Origin of the sequence: Streptomyces sp. WMMC940 (assembly GCF_027460265.1) — a bacterium.
Taxonomy (GTDB): Bacteria; Actinomycetota; Actinomycetes; order Streptomycetales; family Streptomycetaceae; genus Streptomyces.
In genome coordinates this window covers 1,366,021-1,389,523 of sequence record NZ_JAPZBC010000001.1, presented here as the reverse complement: position 1 = coordinate 1,389,523, position 23,503 = coordinate 1,366,021, and the positions used below count along the sequence as shown (strand labels likewise).

Annotated in this window: 20 protein-coding genes and 1 riboswitch; of the genes, 10 read left to right on the top strand and 10 right to left on the bottom strand. The window is 73.3% G+C overall.

Translation table 11 applies throughout. The annotated features are described in order from the left end of the window. The first annotated feature begins 430 nt into the window (after nucleotides 1-430). Nucleotides 431-1,837, top strand: a complete 1,407-nt coding sequence (locus tag O7595_RS06220) for a cytochrome P450 (RefSeq protein ID WP_443071574.1) — start codon at nucleotides 431-433, stop codon at nucleotides 1,835-1,837. 158 nt (nucleotides 1,838-1,995) lie between these two features. On the opposite strand, the gene O7595_RS06215 is transcribed toward O7595_RS06220, so the two are convergent. The 4 genes from O7595_RS06215 to O7595_RS06200 all read right to left on the bottom strand — a co-directional run bounded on the left by O7595_RS06215 (nucleotide 1,996) and on the right by O7595_RS06200 (nucleotide 6,334). Next, nucleotides 1,996-3,114 carry a selina-4(15),7(11)-diene synthase gene (locus O7595_RS06215; protein ID WP_269732389.1) on the bottom strand — a complete coding sequence of 373 codons (1,119 nt, stop codon included), beginning with the start codon at nucleotides 3,112-3,114 and terminating at the stop codon, nucleotides 1,996-1,998. Between the two features lie 350 nt (nucleotides 3,115-3,464). Further along, nucleotides 3,465-5,060, bottom strand: coding sequence for a SulP family inorganic anion transporter (locus tag O7595_RS06210; protein ID WP_269727722.1), 1,596 nt, complete (start codon nucleotides 5,058-5,060; stop codon nucleotides 3,465-3,467). Nucleotides 5,061-5,151: 91 nt separating this feature from the next. Beyond that, a complete protein-coding gene (locus tag O7595_RS06205; RefSeq protein ID WP_269727721.1) occupies nucleotides 5,152-5,754 on the bottom strand; it encodes a carbonic anhydrase in 603 nt (200 codons plus the stop codon). Between the two features lie 181 nt (nucleotides 5,755-5,935). Continuing rightward, a complete protein-coding gene (locus O7595_RS06200) occupies nucleotides 5,936-6,334 on the bottom strand; it encodes a hypothetical protein (RefSeq protein ID WP_269727720.1) in 399 nt (132 codons plus the stop codon). Nucleotides 6,335-6,576: 242 nt separating this feature from the next. Next, a riboswitch (cobalamin riboswitch) is annotated at nucleotides 6,577-6,759 on the top strand. 41 nt (nucleotides 6,760-6,800) lie between these two features. On the opposite strand from O7595_RS06200, the gene O7595_RS06195 reads away from it, so the two are divergent. The 4 genes from O7595_RS06195 to O7595_RS06180 all read left to right on the top strand — a co-directional run bounded on the left by O7595_RS06195 (nucleotide 6,801) and on the right by O7595_RS06180 (nucleotide 10,426). Beyond that, nucleotides 6,801-7,193 carry a (2Fe-2S) ferredoxin domain-containing protein gene (locus tag O7595_RS06195; RefSeq protein WP_269727719.1) on the top strand — a complete coding sequence of 131 codons (393 nt, stop codon included), beginning with the start codon at nucleotides 6,801-6,803 and terminating at the stop codon, nucleotides 7,191-7,193. A gap of 250 nt (nucleotides 7,194-7,443) precedes the next feature. Beyond that, nucleotides 7,444-8,433 carry an ABC transporter substrate-binding protein gene (locus tag O7595_RS06190; RefSeq protein WP_443071573.1) on the top strand — a complete coding sequence of 330 codons (990 nt, stop codon included), beginning with the start codon at nucleotides 7,444-7,446 and terminating at the stop codon, nucleotides 8,431-8,433. Between the two features lie 119 nt (nucleotides 8,434-8,552). Then, nucleotides 8,553-9,611: a FecCD family ABC transporter permease gene (locus tag O7595_RS06185; protein WP_443071824.1), complete on the top strand. Its 1,059-nt coding sequence runs from the start codon at nucleotides 8,553-8,555 to the stop codon at nucleotides 9,609-9,611. Beyond that, nucleotides 9,608-10,426 (top strand): ABC transporter ATP-binding protein, encoded by an 819-nt coding sequence (locus O7595_RS06180; RefSeq protein WP_269727718.1) that lies wholly within the window; start codon nucleotides 9,608-9,610, stop codon nucleotides 10,424-10,426. Before O7595_RS06185 ends, O7595_RS06180 begins: the two co-directional genes overlap by 4 nt. A gap of 204 nt (nucleotides 10,427-10,630) precedes the next feature. Here the strand turns inward: O7595_RS06180 and O7595_RS06175 are convergent, their stop codons facing one another. Continuing rightward, the gene (locus O7595_RS06175; protein WP_269727717.1) at nucleotides 10,631-11,086 is read right to left on the bottom strand and encodes an Lrp/AsnC family transcriptional regulator; all 456 of its coding nucleotides are present in this window, start codon (nucleotides 11,084-11,086) and stop codon (nucleotides 10,631-10,633) included. Between the two features lie 216 nt (nucleotides 11,087-11,302). Here O7595_RS06175 and O7595_RS06170 point away from each other — a divergent pair, with 216 nt between their 5' ends. Further along, entirely contained in the window at nucleotides 11,303-12,322 is a 1,020-nt protein-coding gene (locus tag O7595_RS06170) for an asparaginase (protein WP_269727716.1), read from the top strand. Between the two features lie 75 nt (nucleotides 12,323-12,397). Beyond that, nucleotides 12,398-13,870 carry an aspartate ammonia-lyase gene (aspA, locus tag O7595_RS06165; RefSeq protein ID WP_269727715.1) on the top strand — a complete coding sequence of 491 codons (1,473 nt, stop codon included), beginning with the start codon at nucleotides 12,398-12,400 and terminating at the stop codon, nucleotides 13,868-13,870. Between the two features lie 204 nt (nucleotides 13,871-14,074). Here the strand turns inward: aspA and O7595_RS06160 are convergent, their stop codons facing one another. The 5 genes from O7595_RS06160 to O7595_RS06140 form a co-directional block, all read right to left on the bottom strand. Further along, nucleotides 14,075-14,863, bottom strand: a complete 789-nt coding sequence (locus O7595_RS06160; RefSeq protein WP_269727714.1) for a GPP34 family phosphoprotein — start codon at nucleotides 14,861-14,863, stop codon at nucleotides 14,075-14,077. 127 nt (nucleotides 14,864-14,990) lie between these two features. Further along, nucleotides 14,991-16,016, bottom strand: coding sequence for an alcohol dehydrogenase (locus tag O7595_RS06155; protein ID WP_269727713.1), 1,026 nt, complete (start codon nucleotides 16,014-16,016; stop codon nucleotides 14,991-14,993). 229 nt (nucleotides 16,017-16,245) lie between these two features. Next, a complete protein-coding gene (locus O7595_RS06150) occupies nucleotides 16,246-16,686 on the bottom strand; it encodes an ATP-binding protein (protein WP_269732386.1) in 441 nt (146 codons plus the stop codon). Between the two features lie 351 nt (nucleotides 16,687-17,037). Further along, nucleotides 17,038-17,574, bottom strand: coding sequence for a hypothetical protein (locus O7595_RS06145; RefSeq protein ID WP_269727712.1), 537 nt, complete (start codon nucleotides 17,572-17,574; stop codon nucleotides 17,038-17,040). 381 nt (nucleotides 17,575-17,955) lie between these two features. Next, the gene (locus O7595_RS06140) at nucleotides 17,956-18,381 is read right to left on the bottom strand and encodes an ATP-binding protein (protein WP_269727711.1); all 426 of its coding nucleotides are present in this window, start codon (nucleotides 18,379-18,381) and stop codon (nucleotides 17,956-17,958) included. Nucleotides 18,382-18,739: 358 nt separating this feature from the next. Here O7595_RS06140 and O7595_RS06135 point away from each other — a divergent pair, with 358 nt between their 5' ends. From O7595_RS06135 to O7595_RS06125, 3 genes are all read left to right on the top strand, one after another. Next, nucleotides 18,740-20,305 (top strand): SDR family oxidoreductase, encoded by a 1,566-nt coding sequence (locus tag O7595_RS06135; protein WP_269727710.1) that lies wholly within the window; start codon nucleotides 18,740-18,742, stop codon nucleotides 20,303-20,305. A gap of 356 nt (nucleotides 20,306-20,661) precedes the next feature. Beyond that, entirely contained in the window at nucleotides 20,662-22,044 is a 1,383-nt protein-coding gene (locus tag O7595_RS06130) for a cryptochrome/photolyase family protein (RefSeq protein WP_269727709.1), read from the top strand. A 178-nt stretch (nucleotides 22,045-22,222) separates the two neighbouring features. Then, entirely contained in the window at nucleotides 22,223-23,467 is a 1,245-nt protein-coding gene (locus tag O7595_RS06125; RefSeq protein ID WP_269727708.1) for an NAD(P)/FAD-dependent oxidoreductase, read from the top strand. The last annotated feature ends 36 nt before the right edge of the window (nucleotides 23,468-23,503 follow it).

The following is a 23,503-nucleotide window of genomic DNA, read 5'->3' as shown; positions in this document are numbered from 1 at the left end:
TCTCGTGCCGGGGCCGCTGCCGGCCCGGCGTGGGGGGATGTGGTGCATGCGGCGCTGCCCGGGCGGGCCCGCGGGGGGCATGCCGGGACGAACCGGGGGAAGGGGAGGCCGGGAAGCCGCCCCTCGGACACCATCATGGTCATTTTCTCGACACACGCCGGTCCGGGAAAACATCGTTCTGCGTTGAACGGTCCGTCGCACCGGCGGCACGACGCATCCCGCGGACCTTTTCGTGAGGTCCAACACCCTTGGTGTGAGGGAGCATTGACTCCCTGTCGGGTCCGGGACCGCCGGGGATATGCTGCCGGAGTGCCGATCTTGCTCAGCGGAGACCGGCAGCCGAGACCGCTGCTCGCGGTCAGCAGTGACGATCATGAGCGCCCCCGGCCGGCCTTCGTGAAGGGGGTCGCTCCCCATTTCCGGAGGCCCCGTGACCCCCCAACCCCCGATATCCGCCGACGGGCTCGTGCCACCGCCCGGGTGCCCCGCCCACGGCATGGCCGCCGGCAGCCTCCGGCGCCTGCCGGAGATCACCGACCCGGTCGGCACGTACGAGGAACTGCGCCGGGAGTACGGGCCCGTGGCCCCGGTCCTCCTGCACGGGGACATCCCGGCGTGGATCGTGCTCGGGTACCGGGAGAACCTGGAGGTGATGCGCACGCCCCTGCTGTTCAGCCGGGACTCGAGGCGCTGGACCGCCTTCCGCGAGGGCCGCGTCCCCGCGGACTCCCCGCTCATCCCCATGGTGGGCTGGCAGCCCCTGTGCGTCTTCGCCGACGGCGAGGAGCACGCGCGCCTGCGCGGCGCCGTCGTGGACGGACTGGCCCAGTTCAACCGCCGGGGCATGCGCCGGTACGTCACGCACTACACCCGTCAGCTGGTCAGCGGTTTCGGGGCGGACGGCACCGCCGACCTCGTCCGCGAGTACGCCGAGCCGCTGCCCATGCTGGTCGTCAGCCGGTTGCTCGGAATGACTCCGGACAAGGGTCCGCTGCTCGTCGAGCCGACGCTCGACCTGATGCGCGGCAGCGAGACGGCCGCCGCGAGCAACGCGCTCGTGACCCAGGTCCTCGAGGACCTCGTCGCGTACAAGAAGACCGCGCCGGGCAACGACCTGGCGTCGCGGCTCATCCTGCACGAGTCACGCCTGACGGACACCGAGATCGTCGAGCATCTGCGCCTGACCCTGGTGGCCGCCCACCAGGGCACGGTCAATCTCATCGCCCAGACTCTGCGGCTGATCCTGACGGACCGCCGGTTCCGCGGCAGCCTGTCGGGCGGCCACATGACACTCCCCGACGCGCTGGAGCAGGTCATGTGGGACAACCCCAGCATCGGCGTGGTTCCGGGCCGTTGGGCCACTTCCGACACCAAGCTGGGAGGCCAGGCGATCAAGTCCGGCGATCTGCTGCTGCTGTGCATCGCCGCGGCCAATGTGGACCCCGAGCAGCGGCCCGACCTGAGTGTCCCGATGCACGGGAACCGTTCGCACCTCGCGCTGAGCAGCGGTCCCCACGAGTGCCCGGGCGGTGACATCGGCCGTGCCATCGCGGACACCGGCATCGACGAACTCATGTCACTGCTGCCGGACATGAGACTCGCCGTTCCCGAGACGGAGATCGGCGTCAACGCGGACTGGCTCACCCGCCGGCCCTCCGCACTCCCGGTCCGGTTCACCCGCCCGCGCTCGCTGGGTACCCGGCTTCCGCCGTACGGTGCCCCGATCGCGGCCCAGCCGCTGCCCGCGGCGGCCCTGCCCCTCCCCCCGCGGGAGGAGGATCCGGTCCCCGCGGCGACGGCCTCCCGATCGTGGTGGCGCACCCTGCTGTCGCGCTGAACTCCGGTCGCCCGACGGGCCGGCGCTCCGCCGGCGGAGAGGGGAACGGGTACCGCACCGCGGTGCCCGTTCCCCTCTCGCGGTGCCAGGGGCGGCACTGGGGCTTCTTGCGAAAGTCCGTCTGGGCGGGGGCGGACGACGCCACTTTCGAACACGCTTCAGTGGACCGGGGCGAGGCTCCGGTGCTGGTTCTCCCGCGTGCGGCTGCGGGGCTGGACGGGTGCCGGTCGGCCGGTGGGGAGGTTCCACCACCAGGCGACCGCGGGGATGTCCAGCGGTTCCCTGCTCTCGTCCGTCGGGGTGTCACGGAAGACGGACGGGATGCGTGCGGGGTCGTCCGGCGTCGTGTAGCGGATGGAACTGATCCCCCAGTCCTGTGCCCCGCGGATGAAGGAGGCGAGCCCGGCGAGGTACTGCCTCAGCTGCGGGCTGCCGTCCTGCGAGAGGTGCGCGCTCATCCGCATGAACAGGCCCATCACGCGGTCCCGTTGGGCGATCGCCGTGGTGAGGGCCTGTTCGGGGGTGAGGCCGTCCTGCTCCAGCACGCGCAGCGCGTTCAGGTAGTAGCCGGTGCCCTTGCGCTCCTTGTGGTACGAGAAGATGTCGTTGTCCCAGGTGATGACGAACGACGCCATCTCCTCCACCGCGCGCACCGCGGTGCTGTCGCGCTCGTGCGGCTGGAGTTCGTAGCCGTGACCCATCTCCAGCAGGGGGAAGACGACCGAGGTGGCGCCGTCGTACAGGCGCATCAGGGTGTAGTCGTTGAGGTCGGGCACCGTCGCCGCGCTCCGGTGGGAGGCCTCCCAGACCACGGAGAAGAAGTACTCGCGCAGCGTGCCCACCCAGCGGGCCGTCTGGCCGGAGGTCCCGTAGCGGTCGGCCCGCAGGCGCAGATCGCGCAGACCGGCCGCCAGCGGGTCGTCGGGGAGCATCGGCGCCTCGGGGTTCTGGGCGACGCGCAGCAGCCGGTGGAGCGTACCGGCCAGGTCGCCCGGGCGCCGGCCCAGTTCGCCCTCCTCGCAGTGCCCGTCGTCGACACCGAACAACCACAGCACGAAGTCGGCGAGGAGGGAGATCACCTCTTGGCGGCCCTCCGGCAGGATGCGGGCGGCGAAGGTGCCGATGTCCTGACGTACGAGGCGGTCGCGCAGCTCCTCGGAGCCGATTCGAAACGTTTCCGCCCACGCGGCGGTCCGGATGTCGATGTCCGCGTGGCGGGGATGGATCGCCGGGGCTATCGGGGAGTAGATCGGCGGAACTGTCAGCTCGGGCCCCACGGCCGTCCTCTCGTTCGCGGTTTGCGCCAGGTCCGACGTGGCCGGCGCCACAGTGGTCACACCGATCACTCTCACCTCAGAGTGATCAACTATGGCGCATAGTAGCCAGCCCTTCCGGCCGATCCAATAGGGCGACCACCGATCGCGGCCCCCGCGGGGGCGGGGAGTGGGACGCGGCGGGGGGACACAGCGGCTCGGCAGGGGCCCAGGACCTGCTGCGTTCCATGAGAACCGGAACGTCCGGGCGGTCGCACGACGCCCCCGTGCCGGCAGCCGAAGCGTGCGCGGGCCCGGGGGCGGTCCGTCCGGCGGGTGGCGCGTTCCCGACACCGGACGTGGCGTCAGGTGCGCTACGGCTGCGGCCCCTTGGGGTGGATTCCGGCCGAACCCCGGGCCTGACCGCCCGCGCCACCCGCCGTACCTGCCGTATCCGGGCCCGCGGACGACTCGGCTGCCGTACCGGCCCTGCCCGGCCCGCCCAGGACCCCGGCCTCCGCGTCCGGCTGGGAGACGTGGGCGTTGCGCTCGTCGGCCCAGCTCTGCAGGGCGGTCATGCACGCGTGGTCCAGATGGCGCACCCCGGAGAGGTCGAGCTCCACATGGCGCTGCGGCAGCGCCTCCAGGGTGTCCAGGATGCGGGGCAGCCGCAGGAACGTGGCATTGCCGCTGAGCCGGACCCGGACCGGCCCGATGCCGCTGTCGGACACGGAGATGTGGACGTGGGACATGGCCCAGGCCGTCTTGACGACGGCGAGGAGCAGACCGATGAGCACGCCCTCGAACATGTTCGTCGTCACGATCGCCGCAGCCGTGACGACCAGGACGACCGCCTCGCCGCGGTGGTCCCGCCACAGTGGCCCGATCTCCTTCACCGGGATCAGCTTCCACCCCGCGTGGATCAGGACGCCGGCGAGCGCGGCGGTCGGGACGTACGAGAGCGCCTGCGGGAGGAAGGCCGCGAAGAGCAGCAGCCACACGCCGTGGAGCACCCGGGAGAGCTTGGTGCGCGCACCGGCCTGGACGTTCGCGGAGCTGCGCACGATCACCGCGGTCATCGGCAGGGAGCCGAGCAGACCGCAGACGCTGTTGCCCGCGCCCTGCGCCATCAGCTCCTTGTCGTAGTCGGTGCGGCGGCCCGAGTGGAGCCGGTCGACGGCGTTCGCGCTGAACAGGCTCTCGGCCGAGGCGATCAGCGCGAACGCCACGACCGTGGCCGCCAGTCCCACGTCGGCGAGCCGCTTCGCGTCGGACAGGCCCAGGGGCTGGATCGCGTGCAGCAGCCCCGTGACCTCGACCCGTGCGATGGGCAGGTCGAACAGGGCGGTCAGGGCGGTCGCGACACCGACCGCGACCAGTGCTCCCGGCACCACCCGCGCCCGTCCCGAGAGGCGCGGCCACACGGCGATGAGCCGCGCCGTTCCCGCGCCCACGGCGAGGGCCAGGAGGGCGTTCTGCGAGGTGACGGTGGCGAGGACGAGCCGCGGCAGACCCGCGAGGTCGGCCAGGCCACCGCCCGGAGCCTTGGCGTCCGCCAGCGCGTAGAGCTGACCGGCGATCAGGACCAGCCCGATGCCGGCGAGCATGCCCTGGACGACGGCCAGGGAGATCGCGCGGAACCAGCGGCCGAGCCGCAGGGCGCCGAGCACGAGCTGGATCAGCCCGGCGCCGAGCACGATCACCCCGAGAGCGGGCAGCCCGTAGTCGGACACCGCCGTGAAGACGAGGACGGTCAGCCCGGCCGCGGGGCCGCTGACCTGGAGGCTGCTGCCGGGCAGCAGTCCGGTGACCAGACCGCCGACGATGCCGGTGATGAGGCCGAGTTCGGCCGGGACGCCGGAGGCGACGGCCACCCCCACGCACAGCGGAAGGGCGACGAGGAAGACGACGAGGGAGGCGGTGACATCGGCGCGGAGGGTGCGCCGTTGCTCTGCAGTGATCAGGGGCATGGCGTTCTTTCAGGAGGTGAGGAAGGAACGTCGTGGGCGTCCGGGCCGGTGCGGCGGCAGCCGACGCCGGTGGCCGGGGTGCCGGCCCGGATCACAGGGGCCGGAAGGTGCGGCCGTCCGCCGCGCAGGAGAGGACCTCGCCGGACTCGACCGTGTAGAACCAGGCGTGCAGCCGCAGCCGGCCGGAGTCCAGCCGCCGGGCGACGCAGGGGTAGGTCCGCAGATGGCCGAGCTGGGTGAGGACGTGCCGCTGCACGGCGGGCGTCAGTTCCTCGTCCGTGGACGGCGCGGGCGCGTCGTGCCCGGTGCGGTGCCCCGCCCTGGTGAGCCAGCGCCGTACCAGCGGCATGCTCCGGACGTCCTGCTCCCGCAACAGGCCCTGGACGGCACCGCAGTGCGAGTGCCCGCACACGACGATGTCGGGTACCTCCAGGGCCTCCAGGGCGAACTCCAGGCTGCCCCCGACGGCGCAGGCCGCCCGCGGCCGCCAGGGCGGGACGATGTTCCCGGCGGTGCGTACCTCGAACACGTCGCCGGGCCGGGCGCCGGTGATCAGCGAGGGGACCACCCGGGAGTCGGAACAGGTGATGAACAGCGCCTGGGGCCGCTGCCCCCGCGCGAGCGCCGCGTAGGCGTCCTGCTGGCCCGCGATCCGCGCGGGGAACTGCCGGGCGTGCTCGATGAGTGACTGCATGGTCGTACCTCGGTCTCTTCGATGCGGAACGGGTCTGCTTCGTCGAAGAGGGGTGCGCCGCGGTGGCCCTGACGCCCCGTGACGAGGGCGTCGGCCCCGCACCGGGTGTCCGTCCCGGGGCGTGCCGGAGCGGTGCCCCGGTGGCTCGGGGAGGGGCGGTGACCGGTGGCGCACCTGCCGGTCAGCAGCGGAACGACTGCAGGGTGCTCAGGGTCGGCGCCGGTGCGGCTCCGGGATTCCGGCTGTGTCTCGCGGTCCCGGCCGACGTGCCGGGCGGGGGGCCCGTCGCCTCGTCCGGGGCGCCGCCGCCGTGGCCCGTGTTCCCGTAGCCCGGGCCGGCGGGGGCCTGGGCGCCGAGCGGGGTCAGTCGCGAGGGATGGTTGCGCGGGTCGTACTCGTCGTGGTGGAGCCCGGCGCCGTCGGCGCGGACGACCACGGCCGCGGTGTGGGGGTTCCTGCTCTCGGTGGAGACGACGGCCGCCTCGGCCCGGGGCGCGTCGGGGGTGACGCACAGCGGAGTCACCACGTGCAGCAGCACCGCGCAGATCAGCAGAATGCCCGCTGACACACGTGAGATCACTGGCCGGACTCCTTGGATGTCAGTGCTGCGCCGGGCCGAACATTACCGTTCCTTTGCCTCGTTTTCCGGTTGATTACTGCGTTTTTTGCAGTATGTGGTGTTGTCAGCCTGGTTCGTCCGGTGTTCGGGTGCCACCGGTGGGCGTCCGTTCGCGGTACGGCCCGACGTCCTGGCGCTCCCGGCCGAGGGCGTGACGGGCCGTCCGGTCCGCCGGATCCCGGACTCTGCGTGAACACGGCGCGGGATTCTGCGATGATGTGCGCCGTAAAAGGCGACGGCGGAACGAGGAAGCCGGTGTGAATCCGGCGCGGTCCCGCCACTGTGATCGGCGAGCGGACCCCGAACGGACCACTGCCCGGATGCGGGTGGGAAGGCCGGGGCGAGCGGTGACCCGAGAGCCAGGAGACTCACGCGGTCGCCTCCTCGAGCTGACTGGGGCGGATTTCCCCAGAGGGGAGGGCTTGTCATGGTGCCCAGGGGGCCGGTGGACACCGGTCCGGTGCCGTGCCGGATCGTGGTGTGCCGGGACTGCTGCTGCGGCAGTCCCAAGGTGACCGGAGTCGACCACGCACGGCAGACCGCGCGTCTCGCGGAACAGGCGCCGGTGCGGATCTCCGACTGCCTGGACGTGTGCGACCAGGCGAACGTCGTCGTCGTGCAGCCGTCGGCCGAGGGACGGGCCGCGGGCGGGCGACCGGCCTGGTTCGGCCTGGTGAACGATCCGGCCGCGACCGAGGACGTGGCCGCGTGGGTGCGCGCGGGCGGCCCGGGGCTCGCCGAGATGCCGGAGATCCTCGGGCTGTACGCCTTCACCCCGCCACGGCGCGTCCGTTCCGGGCCGCTCCGTGACGCCGGCTGAGCCGTCGGGCCCCCCGCCGCACGAACGCGCCCGACGGACGCACGACCGCATCAGGCGCCTCGGTGCCGTCGGGCAGGCGCAGTCACGTACGACCGCTTCCGACTGACGTCCCACCACTTCCGCCGACCGTACCGACCGTTCCCCGGAGCGGCGCCGGCAACTCCTCCCCGGCGGTCCCGCGCGACGGCGCCCGGACCGCCCGGACCCGGCCGCCCTCCGATTCCCTACCGCGGTGAGAGGACCCACCCCCATGATGGGCATACGCCTGAAGTTCCTGCTGTCCGCGCTGGCGGCGGCCCTGCTGGTGTCCGGCTGCGGCGCTCCCGGTGCCCGGGAGGACGCCGCCCCTGCGGGTCCCGCCGCCGAGGGTTTCCCGGTGACGCTGACCAACTGCGGGGTGAGGACGACGTATCAGCGTCCGCCGCAGCGGGCGGTGTCGCTGAACCAGCACGCGACCGAGGTGATGCTGGCCCTCGGTCTGGAGAAGTCCATGGTGGGCACCGGTTACCTCGATGACCGGATCCTGCCGGAGTACCGTCCGGCCTACGACCGGATCGAGGTGCTGGCCGAGGAGTACCCCTCGTTCGAGACCCTCCTCGCGGCCGAACCGGACTTCGTCTACGGCGGGTTCGCCAGCACCTTCGACGAGAAGGAGGGGCGCGGCCGTGCGGCTCTGGCGAAGGCGGGGATCGACTCCTATCTGAACGTGGAGGAGTGTCCGTCCGGGCCGGTGACGATGGCCACGATGGATCAGGAGATCCGCAACGTGGCGAGGATCTTCGGTGTGCCGGAGCGTGCCGAGCGGGAGTTGGAGCGGCTGCACGCCGTGCTCGACGGGGTCGAGAGCCGGCTCTCCGGGGTGAGGCCGGTCAAGGTCTTCGTGTACGACAGCGGGGACAAGACGGCGTTCACGGCGGGCGGGGCCGGGGTCGGCAACGAGATGATCAGACGGGCCGGTGGGGTGAACCTCTTCGCCGATCTGGACAAGGCGTTCGGTGACGTGTCGTTCGAGCAGGTGGCCGAGCGGGCTCCGGAGGTGGTGGTGATCTACGACTACGGGGACCAGTCGGTCGAGGAGAAGAAGCGGTTCCTGCTGGCGAATCCGGCGCTGAAGGACGTGCCCGCGATCAGGGACAAGCGGTTCGCGGTGCTGCCGCTGTCGTCGACGGTCCTGGGTGTGCGGGTGCCGGCCGGCGTCGACTCCCTGGCCCGCCGGCTCCACCCGGACCGCTTCAAGTGACCGGCACGACGGACGTGGGCGCCGGTTCGAAGGAAACGGGCACGGACAGGACGGCGACCACCGGGCCGGCCTCGGGCGGCGCCGGCACCGGAGGCACGGCGACGGCGACCGCCGGCCAGGTGCACGACGCGGCGCCCCGGCGCCCGGGCCGGCGCGCGCCTGCCGTCCCCTACCCGGTCGTGCTCGCGGCGCTGGGCGCGCTGGTCCTCGTGGCGGCGACCTTCGGTACCGCCGTGGGCTCCATCGGCGTACCGGCCGGACAGGTGTGGGGCATCCTGCTGCACCGGGTGCATCCCGCACTGGCGGACCCCGACTGGACACAGGTCCGCGAGACCATCGTCGTCGAGGTCCGGCTGCCCCGTGTGCTGCTGTGCGCGGCGGTCGGAGCCGGCCTCGCCGTCTGCGGGACGGCGCTCCAGGCACTCGTGCGCAATCCGCTGGCGGACCCCATGCTGCTCGGGGTGTCGTCCGGCGCGTCCGTGGGCGCGGTGACGGTCGTCGTCTTCAACGTGAGTCTGTTCGGGGTGTTCTCGCTGCCCGTGGCGGCGTTCCTCGGCGCGCTGGCCGCACTCGTGGCCGTGTACTTCCTGGCGCGGTCCGGCGGGCGGATGACCACGGTGCGGCTGGTGCTGGCGGGGGTGGCCACGGCCGAGGTGCTGTCGGCGGTGGCGAGCTTCCTCGTCGTCACCTCGAACGACCCGCACAAGACCCAGTCGGCGCTGCGCTGGATGCTCGGCGGCATGGCGGGCACGACATGGGCGACGGTGTGGATCCCCGCCGGGGCCGTCCTGGCCGGCACGGCCGTGCTGCTCGGGGTGTGCCGCTCGCTGAACCTGCTGCTGGCGGGGGAGGAGGCGGCCGTCGCGCTCGGTCTGGACGTGCACCGCTTCCGCGCCTCGCTGTTCACCCTCGTCGCCCTGATGATCGGCACGATCGTCGCGGTGAGCGGGCAGATCGGCTTCGTCGGCCTGATCATGCCGCACGTGGTGCGGCTGCTGGTCGGCGCCGACCACCGGCGCGCCCTGCCCGCCGCCGCCCTGCTCGGCGCCGCCTTCCTCATCGCCGCAGACCTGGCCGCCCGTACTCTCATGAGTCCCGAGGAGATACCCGTGGGCATCCTCACCGCCCTCGTCGGAGGGCCGTTCTTCCTGTGGCTGATGCGCCGGAGGACGGCATGAGGGGGAACGGAGCCGTGGGCGCGCCGGGACGTCTGACCGTGGAGGACGTCTCGGTGGTCCTGGACGGCAGGACCCTGGTGGAGGGCGTGTCGCTGAGTGCGGCCCCCGGCGAGGTCGTCGGCCTCGTCGGCCCCAACGGCGCCGGGAAGTCGACCCTGTTGCGCACGGTCTACCGGACGCTGCGCCCCACGACGGGGCGGGTGCTGCTGGACGGGGAGGACGTACGGCGGATGCCCGGCAAGCGCCTGGCGCGCCGGCTGGCGGCCGTACTGCAGGAGTCCCCCGGGGAGTTCGAGCTCACCGTGTACGAGGTGGTGGCCATGGGCCGCACTCCGCACAAGCGGGCCTTCGAGGGGGACACCGCGGACGACCGCGCCGTCGTCATGGCCGCGCTGGCCGAACTCGGCGCCGCCGGGCTGGCTTCCGCGCCGTTCGGACGCCTGTCGGGCGGAGAGAAGCAGCGGGTGCTGATCGCCCGGGCCGTGGCCCAGCGCGCGGGGTCGATGGTCCTGGACGAGCCGACCAACCACCTGGACCTGCGCCACCAACTCGACGCCCTCCGGCTGGTCCGACGCCTGGGCGTCACCGCCGTCGTCGCCCTCCACGACCTCAACCTGGCGGCGGCGTTCTGCGACCGGATCTGTGTGATGGCCGGCGGCCGCCTCGTCGCCCTGGGCACTCCCGGGGAGGTGCTGACCCCCGCCCTCCTGGCCGAGGTCTACCGCGTGGAGGCGGACGTGGCCGAGCACCCCCGGACCGGCGTACCGCACGTCACCCTGCTCGCCGGTTCCGAACAGCCGCTTGCGGAGCGGTGAGTCAGGGCCGACCGGGGCCGGTACGGCGCTCGCAGGAGGTCTCGCACGGTGGTGGGTGCGGGACGGGTGGGGACGGGGTGGGCCGGGAGACGGAGAGCCGGCCCCCCGCCCCTGCCGGCCGTGCCGCGGGGGAGGCGGGGATGCGAGGGTGCGGGCAGTACGGTGCGGACGGGCCGGCCCCGCCGGAATCCCGTGCGGGCCGCCTCAGCCGTCCACCGGGAGACCCCGGGCTTCCTTGATGCGCTTCATGATGATCTGGGAGTTGACCTCGGTCACGCCGGACAGCGCCGTCAGCTTCTCGATCCACAGCCGTTCGTAGGCACGGAGATCGCTCACCGCGATCCGCAGCAGGCACCCCGGGCTGCCGAACAGGCGGTGCGCCTCGATGACGTCCGGGATGTCCTGCAGGGCCGCCTCGAAGGACTCGACCGCCTCGCGGTCGCGCGCCACCTCGATGGAGACCAGCACCTCGAAGCCCCGGTCTACCGCATCGGGGTCGATCACCGCCCGGTATCCCTGGATCACGCCGTCCTGCTCCAGTTGCCGCACGCGGCGCATGCAGGGCGACGGGGTGAGGCCGACGCGCTGCGCAAGCTCCTGGTTGCTCAGCCGGCCGTCGTTCTGGAGCTCACGCAAGATTGCCCTGTCGATGTCGTCCATGACGCAATTATCCACCATGGATCCCGGACCTCCAGGGGTGAAGTGGCGATCAAATTGCGCACCATAACTCCTATGATTGCGTCGACTGCTCCGGTCACCCCCGGAGTCAGCCATGGGGCGCTGCCCGGCCGGAGTCATGAGCGACGCCGGGCCGCGTGCCCCGTCGGGACAGCCGCCTCACTGCGGCACGACACGGCACGAAGGAGGACGGGCACCGTGGGACGCATGGTCGTCATCAGCACCGGAGGGACGATAGCCAGTCGCTGGCAGGGTTCCGGTTTCGCCGCCGACGCGAACGGCGGAGAGGTCATGGCCACCGCTCCGCTGCCGGAGGGTGTCAGCGTCGAGGTCGTGGACCTCTTCAGTGTGAACAGCCCCCGGCTCACCACCCACCACCAGCTGACCCTCCTCCGCACGGTCCACGAGGTGCTCGCGGACCCCGGCGTCGACGGAATCGTCGTCACCCACGGCACCGACACCCTCGAGGAGTCCGCCTTCCTCGTGGACCTCCACCACGACGACCCGCGACCGGTGGTCTTCACCGGCGCGCAGCTCCCGCTCGGGGCGACGGACGGCGACGGTCCCGGCAATCTCCACGACGCCCTGCTGACCGCCGCGACGACCCGCGGCCTGGGCGTCGTGATCGCCTTCGACGGCAAGGTGCACCCGGCCCGGGGCACGGTCAAGACGCAGACCCTCGCCCCCGACGCCTTCGCCGACCCCTCCGGCGCCCGCCTCGGGAGCATCGGCTTCGGCCGGGTGTCCGTACTGCGCCGGCCGCATCGCCCAGCCCCGCTCGCGCTGCCCGCCGTCCCGGAGACGGCACCCCGCGTCGACATGGTCATGCACCACTGCGACGCCGACGCCCTGCTGTTCAACGCCGCACTGGACGCGGGGGCCCAGGGCGTCGTCCTGGTGGCCACCGGGGCCGGGAACGCGACCCCGGAGATCGCGGAGACCGTCGCCGCCGCCACCTCCCGCGGCGTGCTCGTCGCCCTGACCACCCGGGTCCAGGCCGGCCCGGTCACCGAGATCTACACGCACGGCGGCGCCGTCGACCTGGTGGCCGCAGGCGCCGTGCCGACCGGCACGCTCCGCGCCGGGCAGGCCCGGATCGCCGTGCTGAGCGCGCTGCTCGCCACCGCGGACCCCCAGGAGCGGGGCCGGGTGCTGCGCCACGCGCTCGGTGAACCGGCGGCCGCGGACGCCCGGACCGCGGACCTGGCGCGGGTGTAGCCCCGCTCCCGCCGCATCCCGCCCCTCCCTCGCCCCCTCCCCGCGCAGTCACCCGACACGAAGGTCCCCAGCGCCATGCCCACGCACGACCAGGCCCAGCCCGACGACCAGCGCGACGAGGCCCCCGCCGCGTTCCGCCGCGAGCACGATCTGCTCGGCGACCGCGACGTCCCCGCGGACGCCTACTACGGCATCCACACCCTGCGTGCAGTCGAGAACTTCCCCATCACCGGCACCGCCGTCTCGGCCTACCCGGACCTCGTCACCGCCCTCGCCTCCGTCAAGCAGGCCGCGGCGCTCGCCAACGGTGAACTCGGGCTCCTGGAAGCCGACAAGGCGGACGCGATCGTGGCGGCGTGCGAGGAGATACGGGCCGGGAAACTCCACCGCGAGTTCGTCGTCGACGTGATCCAGGGCGGTGCGGGCACCTCGACGAACATGAACGCCAACGAGGTCGTCGCCAACCGGGCCCTGGAGCTCCTCGGCCTCCGCAAGGGCGAGTACGCCCGGCTGCACCCGCTGGAGGACGTCAACGCCGGCCAGAGCACCAACGACGTCTACCCCACCGCCGTGAAGATCGCACTCGACCTCGCCGCCCAGCGGCTGCTGGACGCCATGGAGGTGCTGCGCGGAGCCTTCGACGCGAAGGCGGTGGAGTTCGCGGACGTCCTCAAGATGGGCCGTACGCAGCTCCAGGACGCGGTCCCGATGACCCTGGGCCAGGAGTTCGCGACGTACGCCGTCATGCTCGGCGAGGACCACAAACGGCTCACCGAGGCCCGTGAGCTCATCCGGGAGATCAACCTCGGCGGCACGGCGATCGGTACCGGGCTCAACGCCCACCCACGGTACGCGGCGCTGGCGGCCCGGAACCTGCGGACCATCACCGGCCTGCCGCTGACCGTCGCCGAGGACCTCGTCGAGGCCACCCAGGACGCCGGCGCGTTCGTCCAGCTGTCCGGCGTCCTCAAGCGGATCGCCGTCAAGCTCTCCAAGACCTGCAACGACCTGCGGCTGCTGTCCTGCGGCCCGCGCGCCGGCTTCGCCGAGATCAACCTGCCGCCGGTGCAGGCGGGTTCGAGCATCATGCCCGGCAAGGTGAACCCCGTTGTCCCCGAGGTCGTCAACCAGATCGCCTTCGAGGTCATCGGGAACGACATGGCGGTGACCATGGCGGCCGAGGCGGGGCAGCTCCAGCTCAACGCCTTCGAACCCCTGATCGCCCACAGTCTGCTCAAGAGCCTGACCCATCTGCGGGCCGGCTGTCTGACGCTCGCCGAGCGCTGTGTCACGGGCATCACCGCCAACCGGGACCACCTCGCCGCCCTCGTCACCCGCTCCATCGGCCTGGCGACCGCGCTCAACCCGCACATCGGCTACGAACAGGCCACCGCCGTCGCCCAGGAGGCGCTGAGCTCCGGCCGCAGCGTCCACGAACTCGTCCTCGCCAAGGGCCTGCTGACGGAGGAGCAGCTCCGGCTGGTCCTGCTCCCGGACAACCTGGCCCGCCCGCACGACCGTCAGCCCGTCCGGGACGCCTTCGCCTAGAGGCCGCTCCGATCGCGGCGGCCGTGGGCGCGGTCGCACGCGGGGATGCCGTACCGGCCGCTGGGACGCGGGCCGGTACGGCTCGCGCCGCTCCCGCCTGGCGCCGGAGTGCGGGACGGGAGGCCGGACAGCCGTCCCGGAAGGGCCGGACCGCGGGCGGGGCGGTGGACGGACCGGTGGCGGGGGACCGGCCCCGGCTCCGCGTCAGTCGCCTCGCCAGATGTTGTCGAACGCGGCCTGCTCGACGGAGCGACGCTGCCGGATGGCCGCCAACTGCGTCAGCGCGTCGAGCACGGCCCCGATTACGGTGTCCACGTCGTCGGACACGCCCGGGAGGCCACCGGAGCCCTCCCGGAGGCCACCCGTCCCGTTCCCGTCCCCCGCCCTGTCGCCGCCGTTCCCGTTTCCGCTCTCGCCCTCGCCCCCGGTCCCGTTTCGGCCCGTTTCGGGGTTTTCCGGGTTCTCGCGGTACTCGGGGTCGTCGGGGTACTCGGGTTGCTCGCGGTCCGGCCCGTCCTCGCCGCCGTCCGCGCCCTCGTCACGGATCCCGACGGCCGACGCCAGAGCGGCCAGGACCGGCTCGTCCGAGGCCAGACGTTCCGCCGCCGCCCGCCGGTCCGCCGAATCGGCCGGCGCGTCGCGGCCGGCCCGGAAGCGCAGCCCGCGGCGGCGTGGCCGGCCGAACAGCCCCTCCGCCTCGAGCGCGGCCAGATACGCGGCGGACAGGCCTCTGCCCCGTCGCCAGAGCCAGTCGCCGACGAGCTCGTACGGTGCCTCGCGCACCAGCGACGACACGGCCCGGTCCAGCAGCGGATCGTCCGTGGCGGGGCCGAGGCCGGGCACGATGCGATCGCCGTCCAGGGTGACGGCCTCGGCGGCGAGCAGGTCGACGACCTCCGCTCCCGCGAGCGCGAGCGACAGATCGCCCTGCGCGACGGGGCGGCTGGGCGCCACGTCCATGGCGATGATCATCAGGTCCCGTGCAGTGGTCATGGGTCACGTCCGCCTCGAGAGGGTGCGGGGGAAGCGTCGCGGCCGGCGCCGTCACCGGCTCGCGCGCGGAGCGGGCCCGTGGGTCCCCGGGGGTGGCTGGGTCGGCGCATCGCCGAGGGCCGGCCCGTCAGCCCGCGGTGAGCACCATGCGGAAGCGCGCGCTGCCCGACAGCATCTTCCGGTACGCCTCGTCGGCCCGGCTCAGCGGCAGGGTCTCGACCACCGGGCGGATCCCGTGCAGGGCGCTGAACTCCATGGTGTCCTGCACGTCCTGTGCGGTGCCGGACGGGTGGCCTCGGACGACCCGGCCGCTCATCAGCAGCTGCACCGGGTTGATCCCCAGGGCATCGGGATCGGCGCCGACCACCACCAGTTCACCGCGCGGCGACAGCCCGTCCACGGTGGCCGTGATGGCGGCGGAGTTGGAGGCCGTGGCGAGGACGGCCCTGGCACCGCCGAGCGACTGCAAGGCGTCCGCGACGGAGGTGCCGGCCGTGCTGTCGACGTAGTGGTGGGCGCCGAGCTGTTTGGAGAAGTCGGCCTTGTCGGCGCCGCGGGCGATGGCCACGGTCTCGAAACCCATCGCGACCGCGTACTTCACCGCGAGGTGGCCGAGACCGCCGATGCCGAGCACGGCGACCAGGTCTCCCGGCCGGGCGGAACTGCGTCGCAGACCGTTGTAGGTGGTCACTCCCGCACAGGCCATCGGCCCCGCGTCGGCCGCCGTCAGCGAGTCGGGGATCCGGGCCAGGGCGTCGACCGGCGCGATGACGGACTCCGCGAAGCCTCCGTCGTATGCCCAGCCGGGAACCTTGAGGTTCTCGCACACGATGAAGTCGCCCTGCCGGCAGGGGGTGCAGTGGCCGCAGCTGCCGCCGAACCAGCCCACGGCGACCCTGTCGCCGATCTGCAGGCCCCAGTCCTCGATGCCCTCGCCCAGCGCGTCGACGCGTCCTGCGATCTCATGACCGGGGACCACCGGGAACGTGACGCCCGGCAGCCCGGCCGTCACGAAGAAGGCGTCGCTGTGGCAGATGCCGCAGGCCTCCACGGCGACCCGGACATGACGGGGGCCGGGCTGCGGCACCTCACGCTCGACGATCTCGAACGGACCGCCGGCGACGGCGACCTGCGCGACTCGGTACGTACTCATCCGGATCTCTCCCAGGACAGCTCGGACGGCCCCCGCAATCCAGCAGACCAGTTCCGGCACGATCCCGCGCGCCGAGGGCGGGACGGGAAGGGACCGGTCGGGACCGGTCGGGACCGGTCAAAGGGCTGGGGCGGAGGGCCGGGCCGACGTTCCACCCTTCCGTAAAGGGGCTCTCGCGTGCGAACGCCGTGATCCGTAGCGCATCGGCCTGAATGCGACGTACTGGGATTCAGGCCGGAGAGTGCGGATCGAGGGGGAGCAGGACCCTGATGCTCTTCCCCTCGCGCAGCGGGACGATGTCGATGCGCGTGGCGAGCCGTTGGACGAGAGGCCAGCCGTAGCCGCCCACGGGGAACGTCTGCCCCTCCGGGCGGGGTCGCGCGACCGGCGCGGCGGGGTCGCGGTCCCGCACCGTCAGCTCCAGCCCCTCGTCGGTCACCCGTGCCGCGAAGCCGGTGACCCCGCCTCCGTGCCGGATCGCGTTGGTCACCAGCTCCGAGGTGACCAGCAGCGCGTCCGTCAGCACCACGGCCGGCGGCCGGGGTTGGGGCGCGTCCCGGAAATGGTCCTCCAGCAGCCGTTCGACCCGGTCGCGGGCGGCGGCCGCGCTCGTCGGCACCGACGGCCGCGAAGGTCGGTGCCGTTCTCCGGCCACGTCGCCTGACAGCATGTTCACCCCCGCGCAATTCTTCGTTCGCGAACGCCGCTTACCCAGAAGGATGCCTTCTTCACCCGCGGGCCGAAGGGTGTTCGCGCGGTGTCGTCCGCTTCGGGCGGTTCCCCGAGGCCGTGCTGCCGGTCCCGTCGATGGCCTCGGGGAACGGAGCGGCGCGGCCCCCGACGGGGGACCGCGCCGCTCCGGCGTCGCACGTGGGCTGTGGGACCGTCCTCCATGGAACCGCCCGGACCGGCGGGCCCGCGGGCACGCGGCTCGTGTGATGGCGTGGATCCCCGCGACGTGCGGATCTCACGACGCGCTGACGGATCTCACGGACGTACGGACCCTGCGGTCGTACGGACCTCACGGATGAAGGGTCGCCGAGCGCTGCGGTGGAACCCGCCGGGCTGGGACCCTCCGCTGCGGGACGGGGGCGACGTCGGGAACGCGGGGCGCCGCGGCCAGCAGCTCCGTGAGCAGTGCACGGCCCGCCAGCATGGCCTGTCGCAGGCTCTCCACGTCCGCCTTCCCCGCCGCCGCGCGCCCCGAGGCGGCGCGCAGTCGGCCGGCGGCCTCGGCGTGACCGGGGAAGAGGGTGTGCAGGGCACGTGCCCGCAGTTCGTGCGAGGCGGTGGGGAGGCCGCGCGCGGTGGCCACCGTGTCCAGCAGTTCATGGGCCATGATGGTCGCCTCCCCGGGCGACTCCACGAACCGGCCTGAGATCACGGTCCATCGGGCCAGGTACTGCTCGGCCTCACTCCGGCTCATCGGCTTGAGCCGCGGCGTGACGAGCCGGCGACGGAAGCGTCCGGGATGTGCGCGCCGAACGGGCCGTGCCATGACGAGTGCGAGGATCATGACGGCCGCCACCCCGAGGATGGCCAGCGCAGTGATCGACATGATTTCCTCCTCTGCGGGGATCTGCTTTACGGGGATCTGTCGGTAAGGCTTTCATCTCTCTCGGTGACCATGTGCTACTGAGCGTTACCAGTGTGGCTGTGGGTAAACCTCGTCTTCACGACGGGTGTTCGGCGAATCGGCAGGCTCGGCCTCGAGGCGGAGCACGCGCAGGCTTCGACTGCGGGACACCCGGAGGCGCGACACCCGGGGGCGGGAGGGGCGCCTGGGAGGCCGCGGAGCGCCCCGCGAGCCAGGTGCGCCCCGGGGCCCGGAGACCGTGGAGCGCCCGGAAACCACGTGGTACCCAGGGGAGACGACGGGTTGTGTCCGCGCACCGCGGGAGCGCCGCGGGGACGGCTCACCCGGGCCGTACGTCGTGCCTCATGCCAGCGAGATCAGCACGCTCACGCGCTTTCCCCCATGTGCCTCCGGGGTGATCGTGATGCTCCGCGCCAGCCTGCGGATCACGCGCCAGCCGTGCCCCCCGACGCGGAGTCTGCCGCTGCCGTCCCGGGAGGAGGCGAACTCCGGGAGCCGGTCGCTGCGGTCGCCGACGCTCACGCGGCAGCCCTGGTCGGTCATCTCGACGTCGAAGCTCGTCAGGCCGCCGCCGTGCCGGAGGGCGTTGGTCACGAGCTCGGACGTCACGAGGATGGCATCGCCGACCACGTGCGTGTCGTCGGGAATCCCGCCGGCGGGCATCAGCCACTCCCGCAGCAACGCCTCCACCCGGGTGCGCGCCTGTGAGGGGGTGCGCGGCACCACGGCTTCCGGGCGGTTCGTCCCGGTCAGTTCATCAGCAGACATCCTCCACCGCTCCTTGCGTACGCGACGGAACGTACGTGTTCTTCGTCTGACCGCGGGTGCATGGCGCAAACCTCGCCCAGGCCCTGCCCGCGGCCGTCCCGGACGCCGCCCCGGCACGCTCCAGGCCGCCTCCCGACCCGCTCGCGCGGGAACGGCGAAAGGCGCCCCGCCGACCGGCCGGGAGCAGGCGGGGCACCGGCCGCTTCCGGCAGCGTGGTCCCACGCGGTCCCCGAGCGGGACCGCCGTGCATCCGCCGTCCCTCCCCGAGCGGAAGCAGCCCGCAGGGGGCAAGGTGACAGGGGTGGGCCGGCCGGGGGTCGGCGGGGGAACGCCGCCCCGCGGGAACGGGAGGTTTGCATGAGCGGACAGGGCGACGGTCGGAACACGGAGGGCCCGCGCTGCCTCGTGACCGGTGCGACCGGCTACGTCGGCGGCAGGCTCGTGCCCGAGTTGCTGGACGCCGGTTTCCGGGTCCGCTGCATGGCCCGCTCGCCGGAGAAGCTGCGCGACCACCCCTGGGCGGGGCGGGTGGAGGCGGTACGGGGCGACGTCACCGACCCGGACTCGCTCGGAGAGGCGCTGCGCGACGTGGACGTCGCCTACTACCTCGTGCATGGGCTGCGCTCCGGGCCGTCCTTCGAGGACGCCGACCGCAAGGCGGCCGGCGCGTTCGCCGACCGGGCGGGTGGGGCGGGCGTGGGGCGCATCGTCTATCTGGGCGGGCTGACGCCCGCGGAGGTGCCCGGCCACGAGCTCTCGCCGCACCTGCGCTCCCGCGCCGAGGTGGGCGAGATCTTCCTCCGCTCATCCGTGCCCGCGACGGTGCTGCGTGCCGCGGTCGTCATCGGCTCCGGCTCGGCCAGCTTCGAGATGCTCCGCTACCTGACCGAGCGGCTGCCCGTCATGGTCACCCCCAGCTGGGTGAGCACCCGCGTCCAGCCGATCGCCGTCCGTGACGTGCTGCGCTACCTCGTGGGCAGCGCCCGGATGCCGGCGGACGTGAACCGGTCCTTCGACATCGGCGGGCCGGACGTGATGACGTACGAGCGGATGATGCGGCGCTACGCCGAGGTGGCCGGGCTGCCGAGGCGCCTGATCCTGGGCGTGCCGATGCTGACGCCCAGGCTGTCCAGTCTGTGGATCGGCCTGGTCACACCGGTGCCGCCCGCCCTCGCCCGGCCCCTCGCCGAATCGCTGCGCCACGAGGTGGTCTGCCGCGAGCACGACATCGCCCGCCACGTCCCCGATCCGCCCGGCACTCCCCTCGGCTTCGACCGGGCCCTGGAGCTGGCGCTCCAGCGGGTGCGCGACGCGCAGGTCACCACCCGCTGGTCCTCCGCCGCGCTGCCCGGTGCTCCGAGCGACCCGCTGCCGACGGACCCGGACTGGGCCGGGGGCAGTCTCTACACCGACCGGCGCGGGCTCGACGTCGACGCCTCGCCGCAGGCCCTGTGGCGGGTCATCGAGGGGATCGGCGGTGACAACGGCTGGTACTCCTTCCCGCTCGCCTGGGCGGTACGGGGCTGGCTCGACCGGCTCGTCGGCGGCGTGGGGCTCCGCCGCGGCCGGCGGGACGCCGCACGGCTGAGGGTCGGAGACTCGCTGGACTTCTGGCGGGTCGAGGAGATCGAACCGGGCCGGATGCTGCGGCTGCGGGCCGAGATGAGGCTGCCGGGTCTCGCGTGGCTGGAGATGCACGCCGAACGCGGCGAGGGGGGCCGCAGCCGCTACCGGCAGCGGGCCCTGTTCCATCCGCACGGACTGCTCGGGCACGTGTACTGGTGGGCCGTCTCCCCTTTCCACGCCGTCGTGTTCGGAGGCATGGCACGCAACATCGCCCGGGCGGCAGCGAAGGCCGGATCCGACGGCGCCGACGGCACCGGGCCCGCTTCGGACAGCACCCCCTCGGCCCGTGTCCGCTGACCGCCGCCCGGCCCGTGCGGCACGGCGGGACCTCCTCGCGGCCTCCGGGACGTCCGGGGCCTTTCGGTGTCTTCGTGTGGCCTCCGGGACGTCCGGGGCCTTCCGGCGACTTCGCGCGACGCGCCGAACGCCGTGCATCCGGCAGGCGCACGCCTGCGGAAGAACCGTACGGGAGCATCCCGCGGCCCGTGAGCCGGTCCCCGGGACCAGCGCCCCGGACGGCCCGCCCCACGGACGTCCCGAGGGACGCGCCGACCGGGCCGGCCGGCGCCCCCACCCCGGACGGCCGGTCCTCACGGGCCGTCGACCCGCACCGGACCGTCCCAGCCGTCCCAGTCGTCCCAGCCTGGAGTCCCATGAGTACCGCGGTCGTCCTGTACACCTCCGACCTGCGTCTGCACGACCACCCGCCGCTGCGCTCCGCACTCGCGGCGGCGGACCGGGTGGTGCCGCTGTTCGTACGGGACGACCGCGTCGAGGCCGCGGGATTCGCGCCCCCCAACCGGCGCGCGTTCCTCGCCGACTGCCTCACCGACCTCGACGAAGGACTGCGCGAGCGGGGCGGGAGGCTCATCGTCCGCTCCGGTGACGTCGTCGAGGAGGTCCGTGCGGTCGCGCGGGAGGCGGACGCCGGTGAAGTGCACATGGCGGCCGGTGTCAGCGGCTACGCCCACGCACGCGAGGAACGGCTGCGCACCGCGCTGGCGGAGGACCGCCGTACGCTGCGCGTCCACGACGCGGTCGTCACCGCCCTCGCCCCCGGGGCGGTCGTCCCGTCCGGCGGGGACCACTTCGCCGTGTTCACCCCGTACCACCGCCGCTGGTCGCAGCGGGAGATCCGGGGCGTGCTCGCGGCGCCGCGCACCGTCCCGGTGCCCGACGGGATCCGCTCCGAGCCGGTGCCCTGCCGCGCGGACGCCGAGAAGGCCGGGGGAGTGTCGGAAGGGCTCGCTCACGGTGGCGAACGCGAGGCGCGCAAGCGGCTGAACGCCTGGGCGCGCGGCGGTCTCTCCCAATACGACGAGCGCCACGACGACCTCGCGGGCGACGCGACCTCCCGGCTCTCGCCCCATCTGCACTTCGGCACCCTCTCCCCGGCCGAGGCCGTCCACCGGGCCCGGGCGGCCGGCGGGCCCGGCGCCGAGGCCTTCGTACGACAGGTGTGCTGGCGCGACTTCCACCACCAGGTGCTCGCCGCCCGGCAGGACGCGGCCGTCGCCGACTACCGGCCCCGGCACGACCGCTGGCGCTCCGGGAAGGAGGCCGAGGCCGACGTCGAGGCGTGGAAGAACGGCCGCACCGGATACCCGGTCGTCGATGCCGCGATGCGCCAGCTCCGCCACGAAGGCTGGATGCACAACCGCGGCAGGCTGCTGGCCGCGAGCTTCCTCACCAAGACGCTGTACGTCGACTGGCGCGTCGGCGCCCGGTACTTCCTGGAGCTGCTGGTCGACGGCGATCTCGCGAACAACCAGCTCAACTGGCAGTGGGTGGCGGGCACCGGCACGGACACCCGGCCGAACCGAGTGCTCAACCCCGTCCGCCAGGCCCACCGTTACGACCCGGACGGCACCTATGTGCGCCGCTGGGTGCCGGAACTGGCGGACATCGGCGGGCCCGCCGTGCACGAACCCTGGAAACTGCCCGACGCCGACCGCGCCCGGCTGGACTACCCCGGCCCGATCGTGGCGCTCGGCGACGGACTGACCCGGTTCAAGGAGGGCCGCGGCAGCGGCTGACCACACGCGCGAGCGCCACGCACGGCCGTTACGCCCCGGCGACGCGGCGAGAGGTACCGCAGCCGCCCTGGAGTAACGGACCTCCGGGGCCGCACACCGGAACCGAGTCCGCACACCGGCACCCACCACCCACCGCCCACCACCCACCGATCACCACGCACCGAGGACGGTGACAGCGATGAAGAGGCCCCACGGGACGCACACGGACGTGATCGTCGTGGGCGCCGGCCTGGCCGGTCTCACCTGCGCCCTCGACCTGACCGCGGCGGGCCTCTCGGTGGCCGTGCTGGAGGCCTCCGACGCGGTCGGCGGCCGGATGCGCACCGACCGCCACCGGGGCTTCCTGCTGGACCGCGGCTTCCAGGTGTTCAACACCTCCTACCCCCAGGTCAAGCGGCGGCTGCGGCTGGCGGACCTGCGGCTGCGGCCCTTCACCCCCGGCGTCCTGGTGCACACGCCGAGGGGCAGGGTCCGGTTCGGCGATCCGACCCGCCGGCCCCGCGACGCCGCCGCCCTCGTCACCGGCCGCCACGTCCCGGCACGCGACCTGCTGGCCCTCGGCGCCCTGACGGCCCGTGACACCCTGCTGCCACCGCGTGTGCTCAAGGGTCTCCCCGAGTACACGACGCTCACCGAGCTCTCCCGGGCCGGGGTGTCCGAGGAGGTCGTGGACGGTCTCGTGCGCCCGTTCCTCGCCGGCGTGTTCCTGGAGGACGAACTGCGCACGACCAGCAGGATGTTCCACCTGGTCTGGCGCAGTTTCGTCCGAGGCAGCATGACGCTGCCCGCCGCCGGTGTCGGGACCGTCCCCGCCCAGCTCGCCGGCGGGCTGCCGGTGGGCACCGTGGAGACGGGGACGCCGGTGTCGGGTGTCGACGGCGGCGGTGTCACGCTCGCCGACGGATCGGTGCGTACCGCACCCTCCGTGGTGGTCGCCACCGACGCCGCCACCGCCTCGGCCCTCGTCCCGCATCTGGACCCGCCCCGCACCCGCACGGTGACGACGTACCACCACGCGGCGGCCGCCCCGCCGCTGCGGGAACCGACGCTGCTGCTCGACGCGGAGCGCCGCTTCCTCAACACCGCGGTCCTGTCCGAGGTCGTGCCGGGCTACGCGTCCGACGGCCGCGCGCTCGTCTCGACCTCGGTGCTCGGCGCCGACGCCCCCGGCCGCGAGGAATCGCTGCGCGACGTGCTCGCCGAGGTGTACGGGACGGAGACCGGCGGCTGGGAGCTCCTCGCGGCCCGCACCGTGCGGGGCGCCCTCCCCGCCATGGACCCGCCGTGGCCGCTGAGCCGCACCACGAGGATCGCCGACGGGCTGCACGTCTGCGGCGACCATCGGGCCACGGGTTCGGTCCAGGGCGCCATGGCCTCCGGGACCCGCGCGGCCCGCGAAGTACTGGCCGGGCGGGCACGGTGAACGGCCGCCCGGGCCGCGACGGCCACCCGTCCACCG